This window comes from Neobacillus niacini, assembly GCF_046591715.1.
GTDB classification, from domain to species: domain Bacteria; phylum Bacillota; class Bacilli; order Bacillales; family Cytobacillaceae; genus Neobacillus; species Neobacillus niacini_L.
The window spans coordinates 60,086-77,805 of the sequence record NZ_JAWVNQ010000008.1 but is presented as its reverse complement, the minus strand read 5'-3'; the positions used below and the strand labels follow the sequence as shown (position 1 = coordinate 77,805).

Here is a 17,720-nt window from a genome sequence, read left to right as displayed (position 1 = left end):
CATGAGAGATAATAATAAAATCCCATTCAATGAAGATAACTATACACATAATATAAACCGCAATAATGAGAGAAAATTGGACCGCCGCGGTTTTATGAAAACACTTGTCGGTGCTGCCGGGGTGTTCGCAGTTTCCTCGCTTCCGTGGGGAGCAGTAGCGGCAAAAGAACTAATTGGATTAGGTGATAAGAAATATCCGAAACAAAAAATTACTGACGTGAAATCAATTCCTGTCGGGGACGCAGTGGATTTTCATTTTCCTGGTGAGCATGACAGTGCCATTCTAATCAGGCTATCCGAAGAAAAATATGTTGCTTACCAAAATGCCTGTACACATCTTCGTTGTCCTGTATTCTGGCAAAAAGAAGCAGGCGACCTGCTTTGCCCTTGTCATCACGGGAAATTTGATGTTGAAACAGGAGCACCAACAGCTGGGCCGCCAAGACGTCCATTGCCAGAAATCCATGTAATGGTTGAGAACGGTGCAGTGTATGCCGTGGGGGTGAAACGATATGAAGCGTAGTTACCTTCCTGTTGCCCTCCTTCTAGCTGTGTTAATGCTGAATATCATTGTTACGCAATATATGGTTCACCAATATTTTTATCAAAATTATGTAAATACAATTGCAGCAGGGGTCATGAATGTCATATTATTTCCCCTCGCGTTTCTCATCTATAAAAAAGGTGTGAATGTTAATGACTAGTGAAACGTATCTAGACTTTTGTTTTATGAGAGGGCAATCAAGTGGATTTTCCAATGAAATTGATGAAATATTAAAAGAAACATTTGGGAAGAAACGTTTGAACTGGTATCTTGAGCAAAAGTCCCTTGAGGGTGCCGAGATGGTGATTGCCGAGGTTAAAGGGATGAGTGATTGGACCTCGGAAGAAGAAACAATCTCTTTCATTGAAGAACATGCAGGAGAAAAATTTTGGGAGTATCTTCAAGGCTATAAAATGTTCATTTACCCCGTTAAGAGAGGGTGTAATAGCTGTGGAACTCATTAATCCAGAAGAACTGCGAAGATTTGTGGGGACGTCGGTCGAAGTCAGTGTTAATGACCAGCATGGCGGGGATCAAGCACCAGCCATAAAGAAGAAAATTGAAAAAATCGAGTACTGTCCCGACCGGACACATCTCAGATTCTATTTCGATTCATTCACCTTTATTGCGGTTCCACTAACTAGCGATTTAGCACAATCCGAAACACAATTCTCCGCCGCAGACACAGAAAGCGGATTAACCTATAGAATTAGAAAAGTATAGTTTATTGGAAAACATAGGGAAGGGAAAGGAGGGAAAGTAATGGAAGACTCTGCACAAAAAAATCAAATTAGCTCCTATATCATTCAAGCCCAAGAGGAGGAGATTAAAAGAATCTCCTTAGAGCTTCATGAAGGTGTAGGTCAAAACTTATTCAGCATTTTAACAGGTCTAAAATTAGTTGAATCCAGTATAAATGAGGCTTATTTTAAAAATCACTTACATGAAATGACGCAGCTAATCGAAAAAACAATGCAGGAAATTCGGTTACTTTCCGTAGAACTGTACCCTCCTGCCCTTACAACTCTTGGATTACTTCCGGCCATTAAGAGTTATATTAAAGTTTATACTTCTACTTTCGGAATACTAGTTGATTTGACCTCCACTGGAGAAGAAAAGCATATTCTAGAACAAAATAGTATTGCGGTGTTTCGTGTATGTCAGGAGGCGCTCGCAAACATTGCTAAATATGCGGATACATCGAATGTAAAGATGGATTTGACTTGGAGCAGCAATGAACTAAAAATATCTATCTTTGATTTTGGCAAAGGCTTTCGTAAAGAGGAACTAGAAAAGAACTCTTATTCACTCGGAATAGCTGCAATGAAAGAAAGAATGCTTCTAACTGGCGGACAGTGTGAAATTTCCTCTAAAATAGGAGAAGGTACGTCTATTGAATTATCTCTTCCTATTTAGGAAGTAAAGGGGAGTTACCATTGATCAAAATTTTATTAGTTGATGACCATGCAGTGGTAAGAAGCGGCTTAAAGATGCTGTTAAACACGAATCCTGAAATGGAAGTAATCGGAGAAGCTTCTGAAGGAAATGAAGGGATTAAAAAAGCATTAAAGCTAAAACCAAATGTTGTGGTAATGGATCTAAGTATGCCGCATGGAAAAGATGGTTTAAGTGCGACCGGAGAATTAAAAAAGCAAATGCCTGAAGTGAATATTTTAATTCTAACCATGCATGATGATGAGGAATACTTATTCCGGGCTGTACAGGCTGGAGCTTCCGGCTGTATTTTAAAAAGTGCTCCACATGATGAGTTAATGTCTGCAATTGAATCGGTTGCCAATGGGAATGCCTACCTCCATCCTGCTGCCACAAAGCGGCTAATGGAAGAATACCTCGGGAGCCTAAAAACTGGCAGTAATGATACCTATAGTCTTTTATCTGATCGTGAAAAAGAAGTCCTTACACTTATTGCAAAAGGATATTCCAATAAAGAAATTGCTGAACAATTAGTGATAAGTGTGAAAACGGTAGAAACTCATAAAGGGAACCTAATGGAAAAACTTCAGATGAAAACAAGGCCAGAACTAGTGGAATTTGCCGTCAAAAAGGGGTTATTAGGGTATGGTATATAAGGAGTATTTTCGAGGATGACTGAGTTTAAAGAAATGCCAGTGATAAATGATATTTGCAAAGTATTAAAGCAGAGATTACACTGTGATTTTGTTGCTTTAGCCCTTCAAAATGAGGTAGGACCTGATGTTAGGTGGCATTATGCTACAGGTAATTTAAATGAAAAATATAAAAGAATCACCGTCCGGTTTGGAAAAGGAATTGCTGGGAAAATTATTTCAAGCGGCAGTCCTATGATGGTAATTGACTTCCCGAATGATATTTATGGGAAGGTGACAGATCATCCCATTATGCTTGCTGAGAAGCTTGTTTCCTGCTATGCTGTGCCTCTATTTTTTAATTCTTCGCCAAAAGGTGTGCTGCTTGTTGGAAATAGGGTTCTGTATACATACTCCGAGGATGACCAAGAACTGGTTCAGGATACTGCCTTGGAATTAGAGCAGCTATTACAAAACCAGATAATAGGCTAAAGGGGGATATGGATGGAGATTGACCAGCAGCGTGAGTTTGCAAACCTTGAGTTAGAATTAAAAAAATCAATGCAGGAATTAATAGATATTAAGTTTGCCCTTGATGAATCTTCCATAGTGGCAATAACGGATTCAAGAGGGACGATTACATATATAAATGATCAATTTAGCCAAATATCCAAGTATGCTAGGGAAGAACTTCTCGGTCAGGACCACCGAATATTGAATTCTGGGTATCACCCTGACAGCTTTTTTAAGGAAATGTGGAAAACAATCGGTTCGGGAAAGGTATGGAAGGGTGAAATTCGTAACCGTGCAAAGGATGGCACCTTTTACTGGGTTGATACGACCATTGTTCCATTTATGAATGATATAGGGAAACCTTATCAATATTTAGCCATCCGTTATGAAATTACGGAGAGAAAGCGGGTTGAACAAGAATTACAGAAAATGATGACCACCATCATCGATGTTCAGGAAGAAGAACGAAAGCGGCTATCCCGAAATTTACATGATGGAATCGGACAAAATTTATATAGTCATCTCATTACTATCAATCGCTTGCTTTCTGAAATGGATCATCCTCTCCTGCATCAAATGCAAAAGGAAGCAACCCAATTAATTGAGGAAATTCGCGATATATCTTGGGAACTGCGTCCATCTGTATTAGATGACCTTGGTCTTGTTCCTGCAATACGTTCATTCCTTGCCCGCTATTCAGAAAACTATCATATCGATGTTTTTTTTGAATGTATGTTAAACCGGCGTCTTGATATTAGTATTGAATTAACTATTTATCGGATTATTCAGGAAGCCTTAACAAATATTCGAAAGTACGCGAAGGTATCACAGGCGGCTGTTACGATCAGGGATTTTGACCAGAGTGTTCGGGTCATGATCGAAGATAAGGGTAAGGGTTTTGAAATCGAGACCCAAACTCGTGGTGTGGGGCTTTTTAGCATGGACGAAAGAGCGAGGGCAGTCGGGGGAGAACTGGCCATTAACACTTCCCCAGGTAAGGGGACAAGAGTTATCCTAGAAATCCCAAAATGATCTGAAACTAAAAAAGTAGAACCTGGCGGCGTTCATGCCAGGTTCTACTTTTTTATATCTTAAATGAACTTTTTAATGAAACAATCCGGTTAAAGACGAGCTTGTCTACAGTTGTATGCTTTGGATCCACATTAAAATATCCATGTCTGAAGAACTGGAATTTATCATGCGGTCTGCTCTCTCTCATATTAGGCTCAACAAAACCTTGTAAAACAACAAGTGATTCTGGATTTACATTATCGAGGAAGGTCTTTCCTTCATTTTCGTCAGTTTCCTCTTCTGCTTTATCTAGGATAAGTGGTTCGTATAATCGAAACTCCGCTGGAACGGAATTGGTTGCTTCCACCCAGTGAATCGTTCCTTTTACCTTTCGGCCAGTAAAGCCGGTGCCGCTTTTGGTTAACGGGTCATACGTACAACGCAGCTCGATAACCTCTCCGTTAGCATCCTTGATAACTTCTTCACACTTAATGAAATATGCATGTTTTAATCGAACTTCATTACCAGGGAATAGGCGGAAATATTTCGCAGGAGGATTTTCCATGAAATCATCCTTTTCGATGTAAATTTCACGTGAAAATGGGATCTTCCGTATTCCCATTTCTGGAACCTCTGGATTAATCTCGGCATCGAGTAATTCGATTTGACCTTCAGGATAATTCGTGATGACGACTTTTAATGGATTTATAATTCCCATTGTCCGAGGAGCTTTTAACTTTAAGTCTTCTCTAACAAAGTGTTCTAGCATTTGGGAATCAACTGCACCGGAACCTTTTGAGACACCTGTTTCACGGACAAAGTTCCGAATGGATTCAGGAGTAAAGCCTTTACGTCTCATCCCTGAAATCGTTGGCATCCGCGGGTCATCCCAGCCATCCACAAACCCTTCATCCACAAGCTGCTTTAGTTTACGCTTGCTCATTACTGTGTTCGTTACATTCAACCGGCCAAATTCAATTTGCTGCGGCTTCGAGTCCATTTCGCATTGTTCCACTACCCAGTTATACAGTGGACGCTGATCTTCAAACTCAACGGTACAAATGGAATGGGTTACGTCCTCAATCGCATCCTCTAAAGGGTGAGCGAAGGCGTACATCGGATAGATACACCACTTATCACCTGTGTTATGGTGTGAAGCATGGGCAATACGATAAATGACAGGATCACGTAAATTGATATTAGGAGATTTCATGTCAATTTTTGCACGAAGAACCTTTTGTCCATTTTCGAATTCCCCGTTCTTCATCCGTTCAAATAAATCTAGATTTTCTTCAACTGAACGATCACGGTAAGGGCTCTCTTTACCAGGAGAGGTCAGGGTGCCGCGGTACTCACGAATTTCGTCAGCTGACAGGTCATCTACGTAAGCAAGTCCTTTTTTAATTAACAGCACAGCCCGATTGTACATTTCTTCAAAGTAATCTGAAGCAAAAAATAAGTTATCCCATTCAAATCCAAGCCATTTTACATCTTCTTTAATGGAATTTACATATTCTACATCTTCTTTTAACGGATTAGTATCGTCAAAGCGCAAATTGGTTTTTCCGTTAAATTCATCCGCCAGCCCAAAGTTAATGATGATGGATTTAGCATGGCCAATATGTAAATATCCGTTCGGCTCTGGAGGGAAACGAGTGATAATTTTATCGTGTTTGCCAGATTCCAAATCCTTAATCATAACATCTTTTATAAAATTAGAACTTAGATTGTCCACTCTATTCAACCTCTTTCTCTCATCTATACTAAATATAAATAACATAAATTATGATATTTTTCCATTGTACCCAACAATTAATAAGAAAAATAGTCAAATTGGCAAAAAGAAAGTAAAAAGGCTACAATATATGCTTAAGAAGGATGGAAGGGGTTCTAATATGATTAATTTAGGTACAGTTGGAACGGGATGGATTACAGCTTCCTTTATTGAAGCAGCAAAGTTAAGCGGGAAGTTTAATTTGAAAGCTGTTTATTCAAGAACAGCAGATAAGGCAAAGGAGCTGGCCAATACATATAACGCAGCACATTATTTTACCGATTTGGAGGAAATGGCAAAAAGCCCAGAGATTCAGGCTGTCTACATTGCTTCTCCCAATTCAGTTCACTTTGAGCAGGCACTTATCTTTTTAAGGAATAAAAAGCATGTTATATGTGAAAAACCAATCTTCTCTAATACTGCTGAACTAACAGCAGCTTATCAAATTGCTGAAGAGAATGGAGTATATTTATTTGAAGCGATTCGAAATATCCATACTCCCAACTTTCAGATTTTAAAAGAAAAGCTCCATATGGCAGGTAATCTCAGAAGCGCTATTCTTCCATATATGAAGTATTCTTCACGCTACGATCTGTTTTTACAAGGCGAGGAACCGAATATTTTCTCCAGTTCCTTTTCCGGTGGAGCTTTAGTAGATTTAGGGGTGTATCCGCTATTCTTGGCGGTCGGACTTTTTGGGGAGCCGAATAAAGTCACTTATTATCCAGTTATCCTTAGGACCGGTGTCGATGGGAGCGGTACGCTTATCCTAGAGTATCAAGACTTCGTTTGTACGATTCTTTGTTCAAAGATTTCTGACTCGGAGCTTCCATGTGAAATCCAAGGTGAACAAGGAACCTTTGTCCTAGAAGATGCCGCTCCAATTTCCCAGATAAAATTTATTGACTCTCATACAAAAGAGAGTGAAATTTTCAGTGTGTCCCAAGAAGACAAAGACATGGTCTATGAATGCATCAATCTTGCTGGAATTATTGAAACAAACAATCAAGAAGAATATGAGAAGCACAAGGATTGGAGTGAAAAAGTTCTGCGGATAACAGAAGAAGCAAGGAGACAAAACAGCATAGTGTTTGGAGTCGAACGCTAAGGAAATAAGTATGTCTTTTTTGCGTATAGTGTTGTGAACTCTTTATGAAAACGGCTTTCTTGTTGACTTTTATCACATCCCCGCTTTCAATCCGTTCCTTATATTTAAGGTGAAGAAGATTGGGGGAATCGTAATGAAGTCAATGAACTGGTACAAGAAACAGTTGAAGAGAAAGCCGGTTCAAATAACAAGGTACGTCATTCAGGCTGTATTCCTGTTATTTTTACTATATGTTGGTATCCGTTTTTATCAATTCTATATGCATTTTGAAACGATGGGAGAAACACCTTTTGTAGAAAGGCCGTCTTCTGTTGAAGGATTCCTTCCCATTAGTGCTTTAATGGCATTAAAAGTTTGGCTGGCCACTGGAGATTTTGATTTAATCCATCCTGCTGGACTAGTATTGCTTAGCTTTTTTGTCTTTGGTGCCATTCTTTTCCGAAGGTCATTTTGCAGCTGGATCTGTCCGATTGGAACAATTAGTGAATGGATAGCAGGATTGGGAAGGAAGCTGTTTAAGAGAAATTTTGAAGTACCCACTTGGCTCGTTTGGCTCCTGACACCAATAAAGTATTTATTATTGCTTTTCTTTTTGGGAATGGTTGTCGTTATGCCGACGTACGGTGCGATTTCGTTCTTAAATCAACCCTATAACAAAATATCTGATGTTAAAATGCTGACATTTTTCTTAGACATCAGTGCTTTTGGGATTGGTTTTCTTACTGTGATGTTTTTACTATCATTATTCTATAGAAATTTCTGGTGCCGCTTTCTATGTCCCTATGGAGCGTTCATTGGACTTGGTTCGATATTCAGAATTTCTAAGGTCATAAGAAATGAAGAGACATGTACCAATTGTGAAATGTGTACAAAGGTTTGTCCACAAAGAGTAAAGGTACATAAGGCCGAGAGTGTTAACAACTTAAATTGTACGGCATGTATGGCATGTGTTGAGGCTTGTCCTGTAAAGGATACCTTGAACATGACAGTTGCTAATAAAAAGGTAAGTAAATGGTTTATACCCGCTGCTTTCTTTGCAGCCTTTTTCTTAATTATTGGCTTTGCAAAGCTTACCGGTCACTGGGAAACAATCATCAGTTATGAAGAATGGAAAATATTGATTCCTGAAGCAAAATATATAGATTAGTATAATAAAGAGTAACCAGGCTGCAAAACAGGTTACTCTTTTTATTATTCTAAAATTTTTTAACTATTTTAAATATAAGGTTGATAAACCTAAAGTCATCCAATATAATAAAAATATAAATTTCCAAATAAACAATCACATTTCCTATTTGGAAATCAAAGGAGGAAAACATCATGAAAAAGGCTAATATTCTCTTAAAGCTTGAAAAAAGTGGTGTAATTGCAGTACTGAGATCAGAAACAAAAGAAGAAGCACTTAAAACCATTGATGCACTTGTAAATGGCGGGCTTACTGGCTTAGAAGTAACCTTCACTACTCCACAAGCAGACGAAGTCATTCGAGAAACCATATCCAAATACAAAAACGATTCTGCTATTGTCGTTGGCGCAGGAACAGTTCTTGACGCAATGACGGCTAGAATTGCGATTATGGCTGGAGCCGAATTTGTTGTTAGTCCAATGTTCGATGCTGACATCGCAGAGATTTGCAATCTTTATCAAGTACCATATCTGCCTGGATGTATGACCATAACCGAAATCAAAACGGCCCTTCGATCAGGTGTAGATATTATTAAACTATTCCCTGCAAGTACATATGAACCAAGTTTTGTGGATGCTGTGAAAGCACCTCTTCCACAAGTAAATATCATGCCAACTGGCGGAGTGAACATAGAAAACATGGAGCAGTGGATCAATAAAGGCTGTGTAGCAGTCGGTGTAGGCGGGAATTTATTAGCTCCTGCAAAAACAGGGGATTATGATCAGATTACCAAGCTGGCAAAACAATATATGGACAAGTACCATGAAATTAAGATGGTGACCGTATGAGCAAAGTTTTAACTTTTGGTGAAATCATGTTAAGGCTTTCAACATCACCGGGAACTCATTTTAGCAATATAGTAAGCTTCCAGGCTCATTATGGAGGAGCAGAAGCTAATGTTGCTGTAAATCTTGCTAATTTTGGTTATGATGTTGCTTTTGCAAGTAAAGTACCAGACAATGCTCTTGGCCTTTCCGTAAAAAGGCATCTTCAAAAATATGGTGTTAATACGAAACCATTGCTGCTAGGGGGTAATCGCCTAGGAACCTATTATCTAGATAGCGGTGTTGGCGAGCGTTCTTCAGCTGTTATTTATGACAGAGCTAATTCTAGCTTTGCTTCTGTTCAAGAAATGGAATGGGATTTTGAACAGCTTTTTGAAAACGTTGACATTCTTCATCTATCAGGTATTACTCCAGCCCTTTCAGAAAAATTAGCTGAGATTTCTTTGAGACTAGTAAAAGAGGCAAAAAAGCGTGATATAAAAGTCAGCTTCGACATTAATTTCAGGTCAAAGCTTTGGAATCATGACCAAGCATCAAGGACACTAGCAAAAATCCTGCCATATGTGGATTATTGTTCTGCAGGAAAAATGGATGCGATCTATTTGTTAGGCATCCCTGAAAATCAGACAGAGCAAGATGATACCGACTATTACTATCAAAAAATGCATGAGAAATATAACAATATTGAAGTCTTTTATTCTACCAAGCGCGAGGTGCATTCGGCTACTTCTAATTCCTTACAAGGTACGCTTTGGAAGGATGGAAAAACGTATGTATCTAAAGTTCATAAGTTAGAACCAATCATTGACCGGGTAGGCGGCGGAGACGCATTCTCAGCAGGGATTTTGCATGGCCTCGTAACAGGTGCAGACCTTAATTATACGGTCTCCTTTGCAAGTGCATACTCTGGCTTAAAACACACCATTTATGGTGATTGTAATCCATTTGCAATAAGAGATGTAGAAAATTTAATGGAAAATGGCAGCGCAAAAATTAATCGATAATAGGAGTGAATAAAATGGAAACTCGTTATACACATAGTCCAGAAGATATTCGTCATTATTCAACAGAACAATTGCGTAAGGAATTTTTAGTAGAAAGTATTTTTGTTCCGGGAGAAGTTAGATTAACGTACACTCATAACGACCGTATGATCTTTGGCGGGGTTACCCCAACTGACCAGCCTTTGACCATTGAACTTTCTAAAGAATTAGGTGTTACTTATTTCTTAGAACGCCGTGAACTTGGTGTAATTAATATCGGCGGACCAGGATCAATCGTCATCGAAGGTACTGAAGAGCCTATGAAAAAGCAGGACGGATTCTACATTGGAAAAGAAACAAAGGATCTGCAATTTAAATCAGATGATCCGTCTAATCCAGCAAAATTCTATACCGTGTCTGTTCCGGCACATCACAAATATCCAAATGTAAAAATTAGCATTGATAAAATCGAGCCAATGGTAACAGGTGATTCAGCGACGTTAAATCATCGTTCTATTTATCAATATATTCATCCAAACGTATGCGAAAGCTGTCAGCTTCAAATGGGATATACCATCCTGACTCCAGGAAGTGCTTGGAACACAATGCCTTGTCATACACATGAGCGCCGTATGGAAACATACCTTTATTTTGATATGAAAGAAGATACCCGCGTTTTCCACTTCATGGGCAAACCGGATGAAACCAAACATTTAGTAATTGCTAATGAGCAAGCTGCGATCTCACCAAGCTGGTCTATTCATACTGGTGTAGGTTCAAGTGATTATACATTCATTTGGGCAATGTGCGGCGAAAATATCACATATAACGATATGGACATGGTTCCAATGAAGGATTTAAAATAATCCAACCTATGAGGAGGTTTAAGAAATGACGAATGACTTACAACAGTTTTCATTAGATTATTTTAAATTAGACGGTAAAGTGGCCATCGTCACTGGCGGTAATACAGGCCTTGGACAAGGCTTTGCGGTTGCTCTTGCCAAAGCAGGTGCGGACCTTTTCGTTGTCACGCACGGCAATAACTGGGGAGAAACAAAGGAACTCATTGAAAATGAAGGACGCCGAGTAGAGTTTTTCCAGGGAGATTTAACGGATAAACAAGTTTCAAAGGATATCGTTTCTAAATGCTTAGAAACATTTGGAAGAGTGGATATTTTGGTGAATAATGCAGGAACTATCCGCCGTTCGCCAATACTTGAGTATAAGGAAGAAGATTGGGATGCCGTTATGGACATTAATCTGAATGCTGTATACTTACTAAGCCAAGAAGCTGCAAAAGTAATGGTAGAACAAGGCAGCGGAAAGATCATTAATGTTGCTTCGATGCTTTCTTTCCAAGGCGGTAAATTTGTGCCATCCTATACAGCCAGCAAACATGGTGTCGCTGGTTTAACAAAAGCATTTGCTAATGAATTAGCAATAAAAGGCATTCAAATTAATGCGATTGCTCCTGGTTATGTTGAAACGAAAAACACAGCTCCAATTCGTGCAGATGAAGTGCGTCATGCAGAAATTACCTCACGTATTCCAGCAGGGCGCTGGGCAACTCCAGCTGATTTGCAAAGTGTTGTGGTCTTCCTTGCAAGCAAAGCTTCTGATTATATGAACGGAGCCATTATTCCAGTGGATGGCGGCTGGTTAGTCCGCTAGATTAAAAAGTATTTATAGATTAAAATTAGTAAGAATATAGCTATATAAAATAGCTATATTCTTTTTATCTACGGAAGGAGGAGAGATATTATGGAAACTACCAAACAACCTTATGGTACTGTCTTAATAAAGGCTGCGAGCATCCTTGATGTTCTTTCAGCAAAGAAAGAACCGCAGTCGTTAGCTGTGATTGCACAGGAAACGGGTTTAACAAGCTCTACGGCCTTAAAGATTTTAGATACCCTTCTTCTAATTGGATATGTGAAAAAACATCCAGAAACAAAGAAATTCGAACTAGGCAGTGCCTTAATTAAATACGCAAACAAATATCTAGCCGATTTGGACATTTCAAAAATTTCTTATCCGTATTTAAAAGAACTGCAAAGCAGGTTAGACGAAACCATACACCTTGGAATCTTAGAAGGCGATGAGATCCTGACCGTTAACAAATTGGAAACGAAAAAACCAATCGTGTGTTTAAATTCAAGGATTGGCATAACGAAACCGCTATACTGCTCTGCCATGGGAAAAGCCGTATTGGCCGAAATGTCAGAAAGTGAAGTATTAGCATATTTAAGCCGGGTAGAACTTAAGGCTATAACTGAAACTACAATCACAGATTCAGAGTCTCTTTTAAAACAGTTAGAGGATGCAAAAAGAAATGGCTATGCTGTGGATGACAGCGAAGGTGAAAACGATGTGTATTGTCTAGGTGTATCGTTGGTTATGAATAACCAAACATACGGTGCTTTTAGTGTGAGTGTACCTGTCTATCGTATATCACCTCAGGTGAAGGACGAAATCATCCAAGCTATTTTGAAGACAAAAGAAAATATCCTGCGAGAGTTACAGCAGAATTATGTTTTTATATAAAATAAAGAAGAGTCAATTTTGAAGTCCCTAGTTCAAAATTGATTCTTTTTTGTTTGTATGGAAGATAAGCTTCATCCCGCCCATATTTTCATATATATAATAAAAAATAAATGGGGTAGTACGGATGTCTAAAAGAAATATAGAACAGGAAAATTGGATTACCTATCTGCTTTCCTTATCGAGAATGGTCTATCTTTTTCCTGCAGCAGTGAAAGGGATTGGCGGCAGTAAGTGGGGATACATCAATGAACAGGCGAAATTTGTTCTGCCGCCAAAATACGAAAGAGCAGGTGACTTTCAGGAAAATGGTTTGGCTGTAGTTCGCGTAAATAATCTTGCAGGAATCATCAACAGTGATGGTTATTTTATTGTGGAACCCAAATACGATTCAATCAGTCCTTTTAAAGAAGGGAGGGCTGCTGTCATAGATGAAGAGGGATTTAAAGTAATCGATGAAAGCGGGAAGGTAATTACTTCTAAGAGTTATTCCTTTATTGGTGAATATCATGGAGGCAGGGCGGTTGCAGCAGATACGACAAGCGACGGCGGGTATTTATATGGTTATTTAAATAGAAGGGGTAAGGAAGTCATTCCATTATCCTATGAATCTGCCAGTGACTTTCAAGATGGAAAAGCATTGGTCAAAATAAAAGGCGGAAATTACGCTCTCATCGACCTTACAGGAAAAGTTGTGAAATCCTATCCTTACCCTTTTGTGGACGATTATGGTGAAGGAACCCTGGCATTTCGGGAAAGTAATGATGGAAAGTGGGGATATATTGACGAATCAGGGAAGGTTCGCATTGACCCGCAGTTTACAGGAACACAGCCATTTGTGGATGGAAGGGCCGTTGTTCAGACCTCTGACACTTATGGACTTATTAACCGGGAAGGAAAATTTACCATCAAACCGAATTTTAATACACTATTAAACCTTGGAGAAGGACGTTATGCCTTAGGAAAAGCGATTGATAGAGAAAGGCCTTATATCGGCTCAAAATACGCCATTGCAGATTCAGATGGTCGTATTTATACGGGCTTTACCTTAAATGGTGTTTCCTCTTATAAAGATGGAATTGCCTCAGCCTATAATGATGAAACTACCTTCTTTATTGACAAGCGGGGCAGAAGAGTAGATTATCTGCCAAAGGTTAATGGCAGTGGTTCATTATCTTTTGATAAATCATTTATTAAGGGTGATATTGATCTCCGCATTCTCTATTTTGATAAAGGTGGCAAATTGGTTTGGAAGCAAAACACCAAAATCCCCTTAAACGACGATTATTCTGTTATCGAAAATAAATTTAAACCTAATAAAGATTATTTAGTCTACTATCCTCAGATAAAGGGTGTCAAAGATCAGGAGAAGATCAATCAGACATTGAAAGACCTGGCTGGAGTGAAGCCCATTCCTCAGCATACACAATTAGAATCCAGCTACACCGGTGATTTCGATGTAAGCTATTATAAGAATCATCTGGTAGTCATTGAAATAAACGGTTATGATTACCCTTTTGGTGCAGCGCATGGTATGCCCGTAAAAAAGTATGCACATATAGATCTAAAGCTGGGGAAGATCTACCAATTAAAAGACTTATTTAGGCCGAAAAGTGATTATGTGAAAGTTATTAGTCAAATTGTTGAAGAACAAATCAAAAATGATGAGCAATATTCCTATGTCTTCCCGGATTCTTATAAAGGAATTAAAGCAGATCAGCCATTTTTTATAAGTGAAGGAGCGCTGAATATTTATTTTGAGCCTTACGAAATTGCCCCCTATGCAGCTGGCTTTCCAACCTTTACAATTCCGTTTAAGGAGTTAAGTAGTATCATTAATCATCGTGGAGAATTCTGGCTGTCGTTTCATTAATTGACATTACCTTGGCTGCCATATATTTTTAAAATAGACTAATAAATGCTGTCAGGGGAGTGGGATGAATGAAATTGATTGATATATCCAGAAGGCTTGAAAATGGCATGCCGGTTTGGCCGGGTGATACAGCCTTTCAATATGAGGTCTCGTGGTCCAAAGCAGAAAGTGGATCTGTAAATGTAGGAAGTGTTACAATGAGCACACATACAGGGACGCATGTCGACGCACCATTTCATTTTGATGATAATGGAAAAAGAATTATTGAGTTGGACCTTGAGTTATATATTGGTCCTGTAAGAGTTCTTGATATGATTGGGAAAGAAAGTATAGGAGCTAAGGATCTAGAAAATGTCGATTTAGGCGCGTTTAAAAGAGTGTTGTTTCGGACTTTATCTTGGGGGAATTCTGCTCTGTTTCCCGAAAAGATTCCATTCCTAGAAAGTGACCTCGGTCCATACTTAGCGGAGAAGGGAATTAGGCTCATCGGGGTTGATGTTCCATCTGTGGATCCCATTGACAGTAAAGACCTGCATGCACACCATAGCTTAAATACAAACGGAATTCATATCCTTGAATCCGTTGTATTGGATCACGTAGAACCTGGTGATTACGAGTTAATTGCCCTGCCGCTGCCATTGGTCGAAGGAGATGGCAGTCCGGTAAGAGCGGTGCTGCGGTCACTTTAAAATAAGAAGCAGCGGAATCCGTTTCCGCTGCTTTTTTCATGAAATACTTAACATAAAACCGATATAACCAGTAACAATAAATAGTAAACTCAAAACAAAGGACAAAGCTTTTGGCGCTTTTTTCATAAACATTACAATCACTAACACTAGAAAAAGCAGTGCGATAAGAAATAGTGCGATTGAAGGTGCTCCAGGTGAAAAGTGGATAGGGAAACTTATTTCTCCCGGATGAAAAAAGGAAAATAGCTTTGCAGCACCATCTGCTCTAACCATCGAATTTAGCTCGTGCGGTGGTGAAGCTTGTCCAAGTGCACCAGTTACAGAAAAAATGATTAATACTATTACGCTTTCAATTCTCGCCCATGGAATCGGATTAAAAGATGGTTCTTTTTGGAGTCTTTTTCGAATTAAAAAACTATTAATAAAGGCGTATGCCAGCAATGGCAGAATTGCAATATGTTTAATTAATAATGTCTGCCCATAAGTAATAGCTGTAACGCTAACATAATCCGTCAATTCCATGTGGAAAGTCATTAAGGATATACCTGTTAAGGTCGTAATCACTAAACAAAAACAAGCAACAGGTGAAAACCACTTCAAGAATTTCAGCCAATGATCATGGTTTTGTGAAAACCAGCTCACCACCATCAGAATTCCAACCCATGTTGTAACAGCCAAAAAGTGGGAGGAGTGGGTGACGAAACCTGCTAATTTGGATAAAGATGCTGCATGGCTTGACCAGCCAAGAGAAGCAATTAAGATCAAAGTAAAAATGAGACCTGTTAATGAGAATAAGGGCTTTTGTTCAAGTTTAATGGGAAGCAGGTAAATGAATAAAATCAACGAAATCATTCCAGTACTAATCCATGTTTTCCCGACCTCGAAATTCGTTAACACCGACTTAAGAGTATATCCTAATCCTAGGTCCTCGTATAAATATAGAACAATTTTCAATACCGGTAAAAATGAAAAGATAGCAATTCCTAATGCTGCACCTAAAAGGATACCTTTGGGAATCCTTATTTCCGGACGTACCGTTTTGGGTACAAGATTAAGAATAAAGCTTCCTAAAACAAAAGAAAAACAACTATAAAGTAATGCCTCGCTTATAATACCTGCAATAAACATCTAGAACTGTTTCCTCCTAAAAATTAACCAATAGCTTCCGAAGCCCAAAACGATAACCAATCCAATTATGACGGGGAGTACATAATTTATTACAGCGGGTCTACTAGAGGTGATTTGATTTATTTCTGTGGATTCTGTTTTCATTACCGTTTCACTATCTGTAGCAGCAATTTCAATTTTTTTCACCGGTTCAACTTGTGCTGGTGGATTTGTATTTGTTTCCATGTGAGAATGTGCAAAGATATGCGAACTAAATAAAAAAAACAATAAACCTAAGAGTAGTGTAGTTTTATTTAACATCATTTTCAACTCCGATATATTGTTATCGTGATGTTCTTCATTCTACCACCAATCATAGGTTGTAATATCAATTTAAGGACATTTGTCACAATACGTTCAAATTTAAATATACCTATTCTGCCGCGGTTAAATAGGATAAGAAATATTGAACTTGATGTAAATCAATTTTTTATATTAAGAGGGGTGTTACACTTTCGATATCTGATATCTTACTTGGGGGGACATGAAATAAGATGAGCAGCTTCAAAATTGAAAATCAAAGAGCAATTATAGATATTCGTGAAAGAGTCTTAAAGGGCGAACATCCACGACGGGAAATTATTAATTTTGTAAAGTCAGCACCTGTGGGGACATTATTTGAAATTCATCTGCCGCATCGTGGAGAGCCATTAGTTGCAACCTTTCAATCTTTAGGAATGAATGCAATTGTAAATGAAATTGAACCCTCACACTTTCGTCTCATGGCAATAAAATTGAATGAAGTTTAACCAAATTCAGAGATCCTTTTTAGTTGATCCAGCTCTAGAATCTGTAACTGCCTTTGTCCTTCCATGTGAATAATATTCTTAGACATAAAAGCCAAAAGTTTTCTGCTTACAGATTCTGGGGTTGTACCGATAAAACTTGCTAAATCCTTCTTTGTAATCGGCAGTGTAAATGCTTCATTCTTAACCTTCATTTTTTCATGGAAGAGTAGAAGTGCCTTTGCCAGTCTTTGTTCTACTTCCATTAAACTTAGATTCCCCATGGATTCATCTGCTTCATAAAGACGGTCATTCATCGCCACTAAAAAACGGAATGCCATATCAGAATTACCCTCCATGGTTTTTAAAAAATCCTTTTTTTCTATTGAACAAATCGTTGTTTGTTGGACGGTTTCCGCATTAATATAATGCTTCTCATCTCTTAAAAGAGAATATAGACCAAAAAAATCTCCAGGAAACAGAAGCCGAACAATTTGTTCTTTTCCATCTGCAGATGTTTTCGTTAATTTAATCAGCCCTTCTTTAACAACAAATAGCGTACTAGAACTTTCGCCTTCTCTAAAAATATATTCTCCCTTATGTGTCATCCGGCTCTTTGTTACCTTCCGTAAATGCCGGATATCTTCCTCATTCAGCCCTTTAAAAACAGGAACAGTAACGAGGCAGGAAGATTCATGAGAGCAATGTTCGCAACACATGATTCAACCACTCCCTAATAGTATTCGTTACTA

22 protein-coding genes are annotated in these 17,720 nt (G+C 38.6%); 18 read left to right on the top strand and 4 right to left on the bottom strand.

All coding sequences use genetic code 11. The annotated features are described in order from the left end of the window. Position 1 precedes the first annotated feature (1 nt). The 8 genes from SFC47_RS18270 to SFC47_RS18235 are packed head-to-tail and all read left to right on the top strand — an operon-like array spanning position 2 to position 4,155. Positions 2–523, top strand: a complete 522-nt coding sequence (locus tag SFC47_RS18270; RefSeq protein WP_411255754.1) for a QcrA and Rieske domain-containing protein — start codon at positions 2–4, stop codon at positions 521–523. Continuing rightward, entirely contained in the window at positions 513–704 is a 192-nt protein-coding gene (locus SFC47_RS18265; RefSeq protein ID WP_411255753.1) for a hypothetical protein, read from the top strand. Before SFC47_RS18270 ends, SFC47_RS18265 begins: the two co-directional genes overlap by 11 nt. Beyond that, positions 697–1,008, top strand: a complete 312-nt coding sequence (locus tag SFC47_RS18260) for a hypothetical protein (RefSeq protein ID WP_411255752.1) — start codon at positions 697–699, stop codon at positions 1,006–1,008. Before SFC47_RS18265 ends, SFC47_RS18260 begins: the two co-directional genes overlap by 8 nt. Further along, complete coding sequence (locus SFC47_RS18255) at positions 995–1,267, top strand: hypothetical protein (protein WP_411255751.1); 273 nt, start codon at positions 995–997, stop codon at positions 1,265–1,267. Before SFC47_RS18260 ends, SFC47_RS18255 begins: the two co-directional genes overlap by 14 nt. A gap of 39 nt (positions 1,268–1,306) precedes the next feature. Then, a complete protein-coding gene (locus SFC47_RS18250; RefSeq protein WP_411255750.1) occupies positions 1,307–1,960 on the top strand; it encodes a sensor histidine kinase in 654 nt (217 codons plus the stop codon). Between the two features lie 20 nt (positions 1,961–1,980). Next, positions 1,981–2,634 carry a response regulator gene (locus SFC47_RS18245; RefSeq protein WP_411255749.1) on the top strand — a complete coding sequence of 218 codons (654 nt, stop codon included), beginning with the start codon at positions 1,981–1,983 and terminating at the stop codon, positions 2,632–2,634. Positions 2,635–2,649: 15 nt separating this feature from the next. After that, entirely contained in the window at positions 2,650–3,102 is a 453-nt protein-coding gene (locus tag SFC47_RS18240; protein WP_411255748.1) for a GAF domain-containing protein, read from the top strand. A 12-nt stretch (positions 3,103–3,114) separates the two neighbouring features. Further along, positions 3,115–4,155: a PAS domain-containing sensor histidine kinase gene (locus SFC47_RS18235; protein ID WP_411255747.1), complete on the top strand. Its 1,041-nt coding sequence runs from the start codon at positions 3,115–3,117 to the stop codon at positions 4,153–4,155. Positions 4,156–4,207: 52 nt separating this feature from the next. Here SFC47_RS18235 and SFC47_RS18230 read toward each other — a convergent pair whose 3' ends face one another. Continuing rightward, on the bottom strand, positions 4,208–5,914 hold the full coding sequence (locus SFC47_RS18230; protein WP_411255746.1) for a glutamine--tRNA ligase/YqeY domain fusion protein: 1,707 nt from the start codon (positions 5,912–5,914) through the stop codon (positions 4,208–4,210). Between the two features lie 118 nt (positions 5,915–6,032). On the opposite strand from SFC47_RS18230, the gene SFC47_RS18225 reads away from it, so the two are divergent. From SFC47_RS18225 to kynB, 9 genes are all read left to right on the top strand, one after another. Then, positions 6,033–7,016: a Gfo/Idh/MocA family protein gene (locus tag SFC47_RS18225; protein WP_411255860.1), complete on the top strand. Its 984-nt coding sequence runs from the start codon at positions 6,033–6,035 to the stop codon at positions 7,014–7,016. Between the two features lie 133 nt (positions 7,017–7,149). Further along, on the top strand, positions 7,150–8,163 hold the full coding sequence (locus SFC47_RS18220) for a 4Fe-4S binding protein (protein ID WP_411255745.1): 1,014 nt from the start codon (positions 7,150–7,152) through the stop codon (positions 8,161–8,163). Between the two features lie 173 nt (positions 8,164–8,336). Further along, on the top strand, positions 8,337–8,990 hold the full coding sequence (locus tag SFC47_RS18215; RefSeq protein ID WP_411255744.1) for a bifunctional 4-hydroxy-2-oxoglutarate aldolase/2-dehydro-3-deoxy-phosphogluconate aldolase: 654 nt from the start codon (positions 8,337–8,339) through the stop codon (positions 8,988–8,990). Next, entirely contained in the window at positions 8,987–9,991 is a 1,005-nt protein-coding gene (locus SFC47_RS18210; protein WP_411255743.1) for a sugar kinase, read from the top strand. The genes SFC47_RS18215 and SFC47_RS18210 overlap by 4 nt, the downstream gene beginning before the upstream one ends. 14 nt (positions 9,992–10,005) lie before the next feature. Beyond that, positions 10,006–10,836 carry a 5-dehydro-4-deoxy-D-glucuronate isomerase gene (gene kduI / locus SFC47_RS18205; RefSeq protein ID WP_411255742.1) on the top strand — a complete coding sequence of 277 codons (831 nt, stop codon included), beginning with the start codon at positions 10,006–10,008 and terminating at the stop codon, positions 10,834–10,836. A 25-nt stretch (positions 10,837–10,861) separates the two neighbouring features. Further along, entirely contained in the window at positions 10,862–11,644 is a 783-nt protein-coding gene (gene kduD / locus SFC47_RS18200) for a 2-dehydro-3-deoxy-D-gluconate 5-dehydrogenase KduD (protein ID WP_411255741.1), read from the top strand. 90 nt (positions 11,645–11,734) lie between these two features. Continuing rightward, a complete protein-coding gene (locus SFC47_RS18195) occupies positions 11,735–12,517 on the top strand; it encodes an IclR family transcriptional regulator (RefSeq protein ID WP_411255740.1) in 783 nt (260 codons plus the stop codon). A gap of 124 nt (positions 12,518–12,641) precedes the next feature. Then, positions 12,642–14,387: a WG repeat-containing protein gene (locus SFC47_RS18190; RefSeq protein WP_411255739.1), complete on the top strand. Its 1,746-nt coding sequence runs from the start codon at positions 12,642–12,644 to the stop codon at positions 14,385–14,387. A 68-nt stretch (positions 14,388–14,455) separates the two neighbouring features. Then, the gene (kynB, locus tag SFC47_RS18185) at positions 14,456–15,076 is read left to right on the top strand and encodes an arylformamidase (RefSeq protein ID WP_411255738.1); all 621 of its coding nucleotides are present in this window, start codon (positions 14,456–14,458) and stop codon (positions 15,074–15,076) included. Positions 15,077–15,112: 36 nt separating this feature from the next. Here kynB and SFC47_RS18180 read toward each other — a convergent pair whose 3' ends face one another. Continuing rightward, positions 15,113–16,204: a copper resistance D family protein gene (locus SFC47_RS18180; protein WP_411255737.1), complete on the bottom strand. Its 1,092-nt coding sequence runs from the start codon at positions 16,202–16,204 to the stop codon at positions 15,113–15,115. Continuing rightward, on the bottom strand, positions 16,205–16,390 hold the full coding sequence (locus tag SFC47_RS18175; protein ID WP_411255736.1) for a hypothetical protein: 186 nt from the start codon (positions 16,388–16,390) through the stop codon (positions 16,205–16,207). A 347-nt stretch (positions 16,391–16,737) separates the two neighbouring features. On the opposite strand from SFC47_RS18175, the gene SFC47_RS18170 reads away from it, so the two are divergent. Further along, complete coding sequence (locus SFC47_RS18170; RefSeq protein ID WP_411255735.1) at positions 16,738–16,992, top strand: amino acid decarboxylase; 255 nt, start codon at positions 16,738–16,740, stop codon at positions 16,990–16,992. Here the strand turns inward: SFC47_RS18170 and SFC47_RS18165 are convergent. Beyond that, positions 16,989–17,687, bottom strand: a complete 699-nt coding sequence (locus tag SFC47_RS18165) for a Crp/Fnr family transcriptional regulator (RefSeq protein WP_411255734.1) — start codon at positions 17,685–17,687, stop codon at positions 16,989–16,991. The genes SFC47_RS18170 and SFC47_RS18165 overlap by 4 nt on opposite strands. Between the last annotated feature and the right edge of the window lie 33 nt (positions 17,688–17,720).

Coding starts and splice junctions, on each gene's coding strand:
- SFC47_RS18270 (WP_411255754.1), top strand. CDS start 2: ATGAGAGATAATAATAAAATCCCATTCAATGAAGATAACTATACACAT.
- SFC47_RS18265 (WP_411255753.1), top strand. CDS start 513: ATGAAGCGTAGTTACCTTCCTGTTGCCCTCCTTCTAGCTGTGTTAATG.
- SFC47_RS18260 (WP_411255752.1), top strand. CDS start 697: ATGACTAGTGAAACGTATCTAGACTTTTGTTTTATGAGAGGGCAATCA.
- SFC47_RS18250 (WP_411255750.1), top strand. CDS start 1,307: ATGGAAGACTCTGCACAAAAAAATCAAATTAGCTCCTATATCATTCAA.
- SFC47_RS18240 (WP_411255748.1), top strand. CDS start 2,650: ATGACTGAGTTTAAAGAAATGCCAGTGATAAATGATATTTGCAAAGTA.
- SFC47_RS18235 (WP_411255747.1), top strand. CDS start 3,115: ATGGAGATTGACCAGCAGCGTGAGTTTGCAAACCTTGAGTTAGAATTA.
- SFC47_RS18230 (WP_411255746.1), bottom strand. CDS start 5,914: ATGTTATTTATATTTAGTATAGATGAGAGAAAGAGGTTGAATAGAGTG.
- SFC47_RS18220 (WP_411255745.1), top strand. CDS start 7,150: ATGAAGTCAATGAACTGGTACAAGAAACAGTTGAAGAGAAAGCCGGTT.
- SFC47_RS18215 (WP_411255744.1), top strand. CDS start 8,337: ATGAAAAAGGCTAATATTCTCTTAAAGCTTGAAAAAAGTGGTGTAATT.
- SFC47_RS18210 (WP_411255743.1), top strand. CDS start 8,987: ATGAGCAAAGTTTTAACTTTTGGTGAAATCATGTTAAGGCTTTCAACA.
- kduI (WP_411255742.1), top strand. CDS start 10,006: ATGGAAACTCGTTATACACATAGTCCAGAAGATATTCGTCATTATTCA.
- kduD (WP_411255741.1), top strand. CDS start 10,862: ATGACGAATGACTTACAACAGTTTTCATTAGATTATTTTAAATTAGAC.
- SFC47_RS18195 (WP_411255740.1), top strand. CDS start 11,735: ATGGAAACTACCAAACAACCTTATGGTACTGTCTTAATAAAGGCTGCG.
- SFC47_RS18190 (WP_411255739.1), top strand. CDS start 12,642: ATGTCTAAAAGAAATATAGAACAGGAAAATTGGATTACCTATCTGCTT.
- kynB (WP_411255738.1), top strand. CDS start 14,456: ATGAAATTGATTGATATATCCAGAAGGCTTGAAAATGGCATGCCGGTT.
- SFC47_RS18180 (WP_411255737.1), bottom strand. CDS start 16,204: ATGTTTATTGCAGGTATTATAAGCGAGGCATTACTTTATAGTTGTTTT.
- SFC47_RS18170 (WP_411255735.1), top strand. CDS start 16,738: ATGAGCAGCTTCAAAATTGAAAATCAAAGAGCAATTATAGATATTCGT.
- SFC47_RS18165 (WP_411255734.1), bottom strand. CDS start 17,687: ATGTGTTGCGAACATTGCTCTCATGAATCTTCCTGCCTCGTTACTGTT.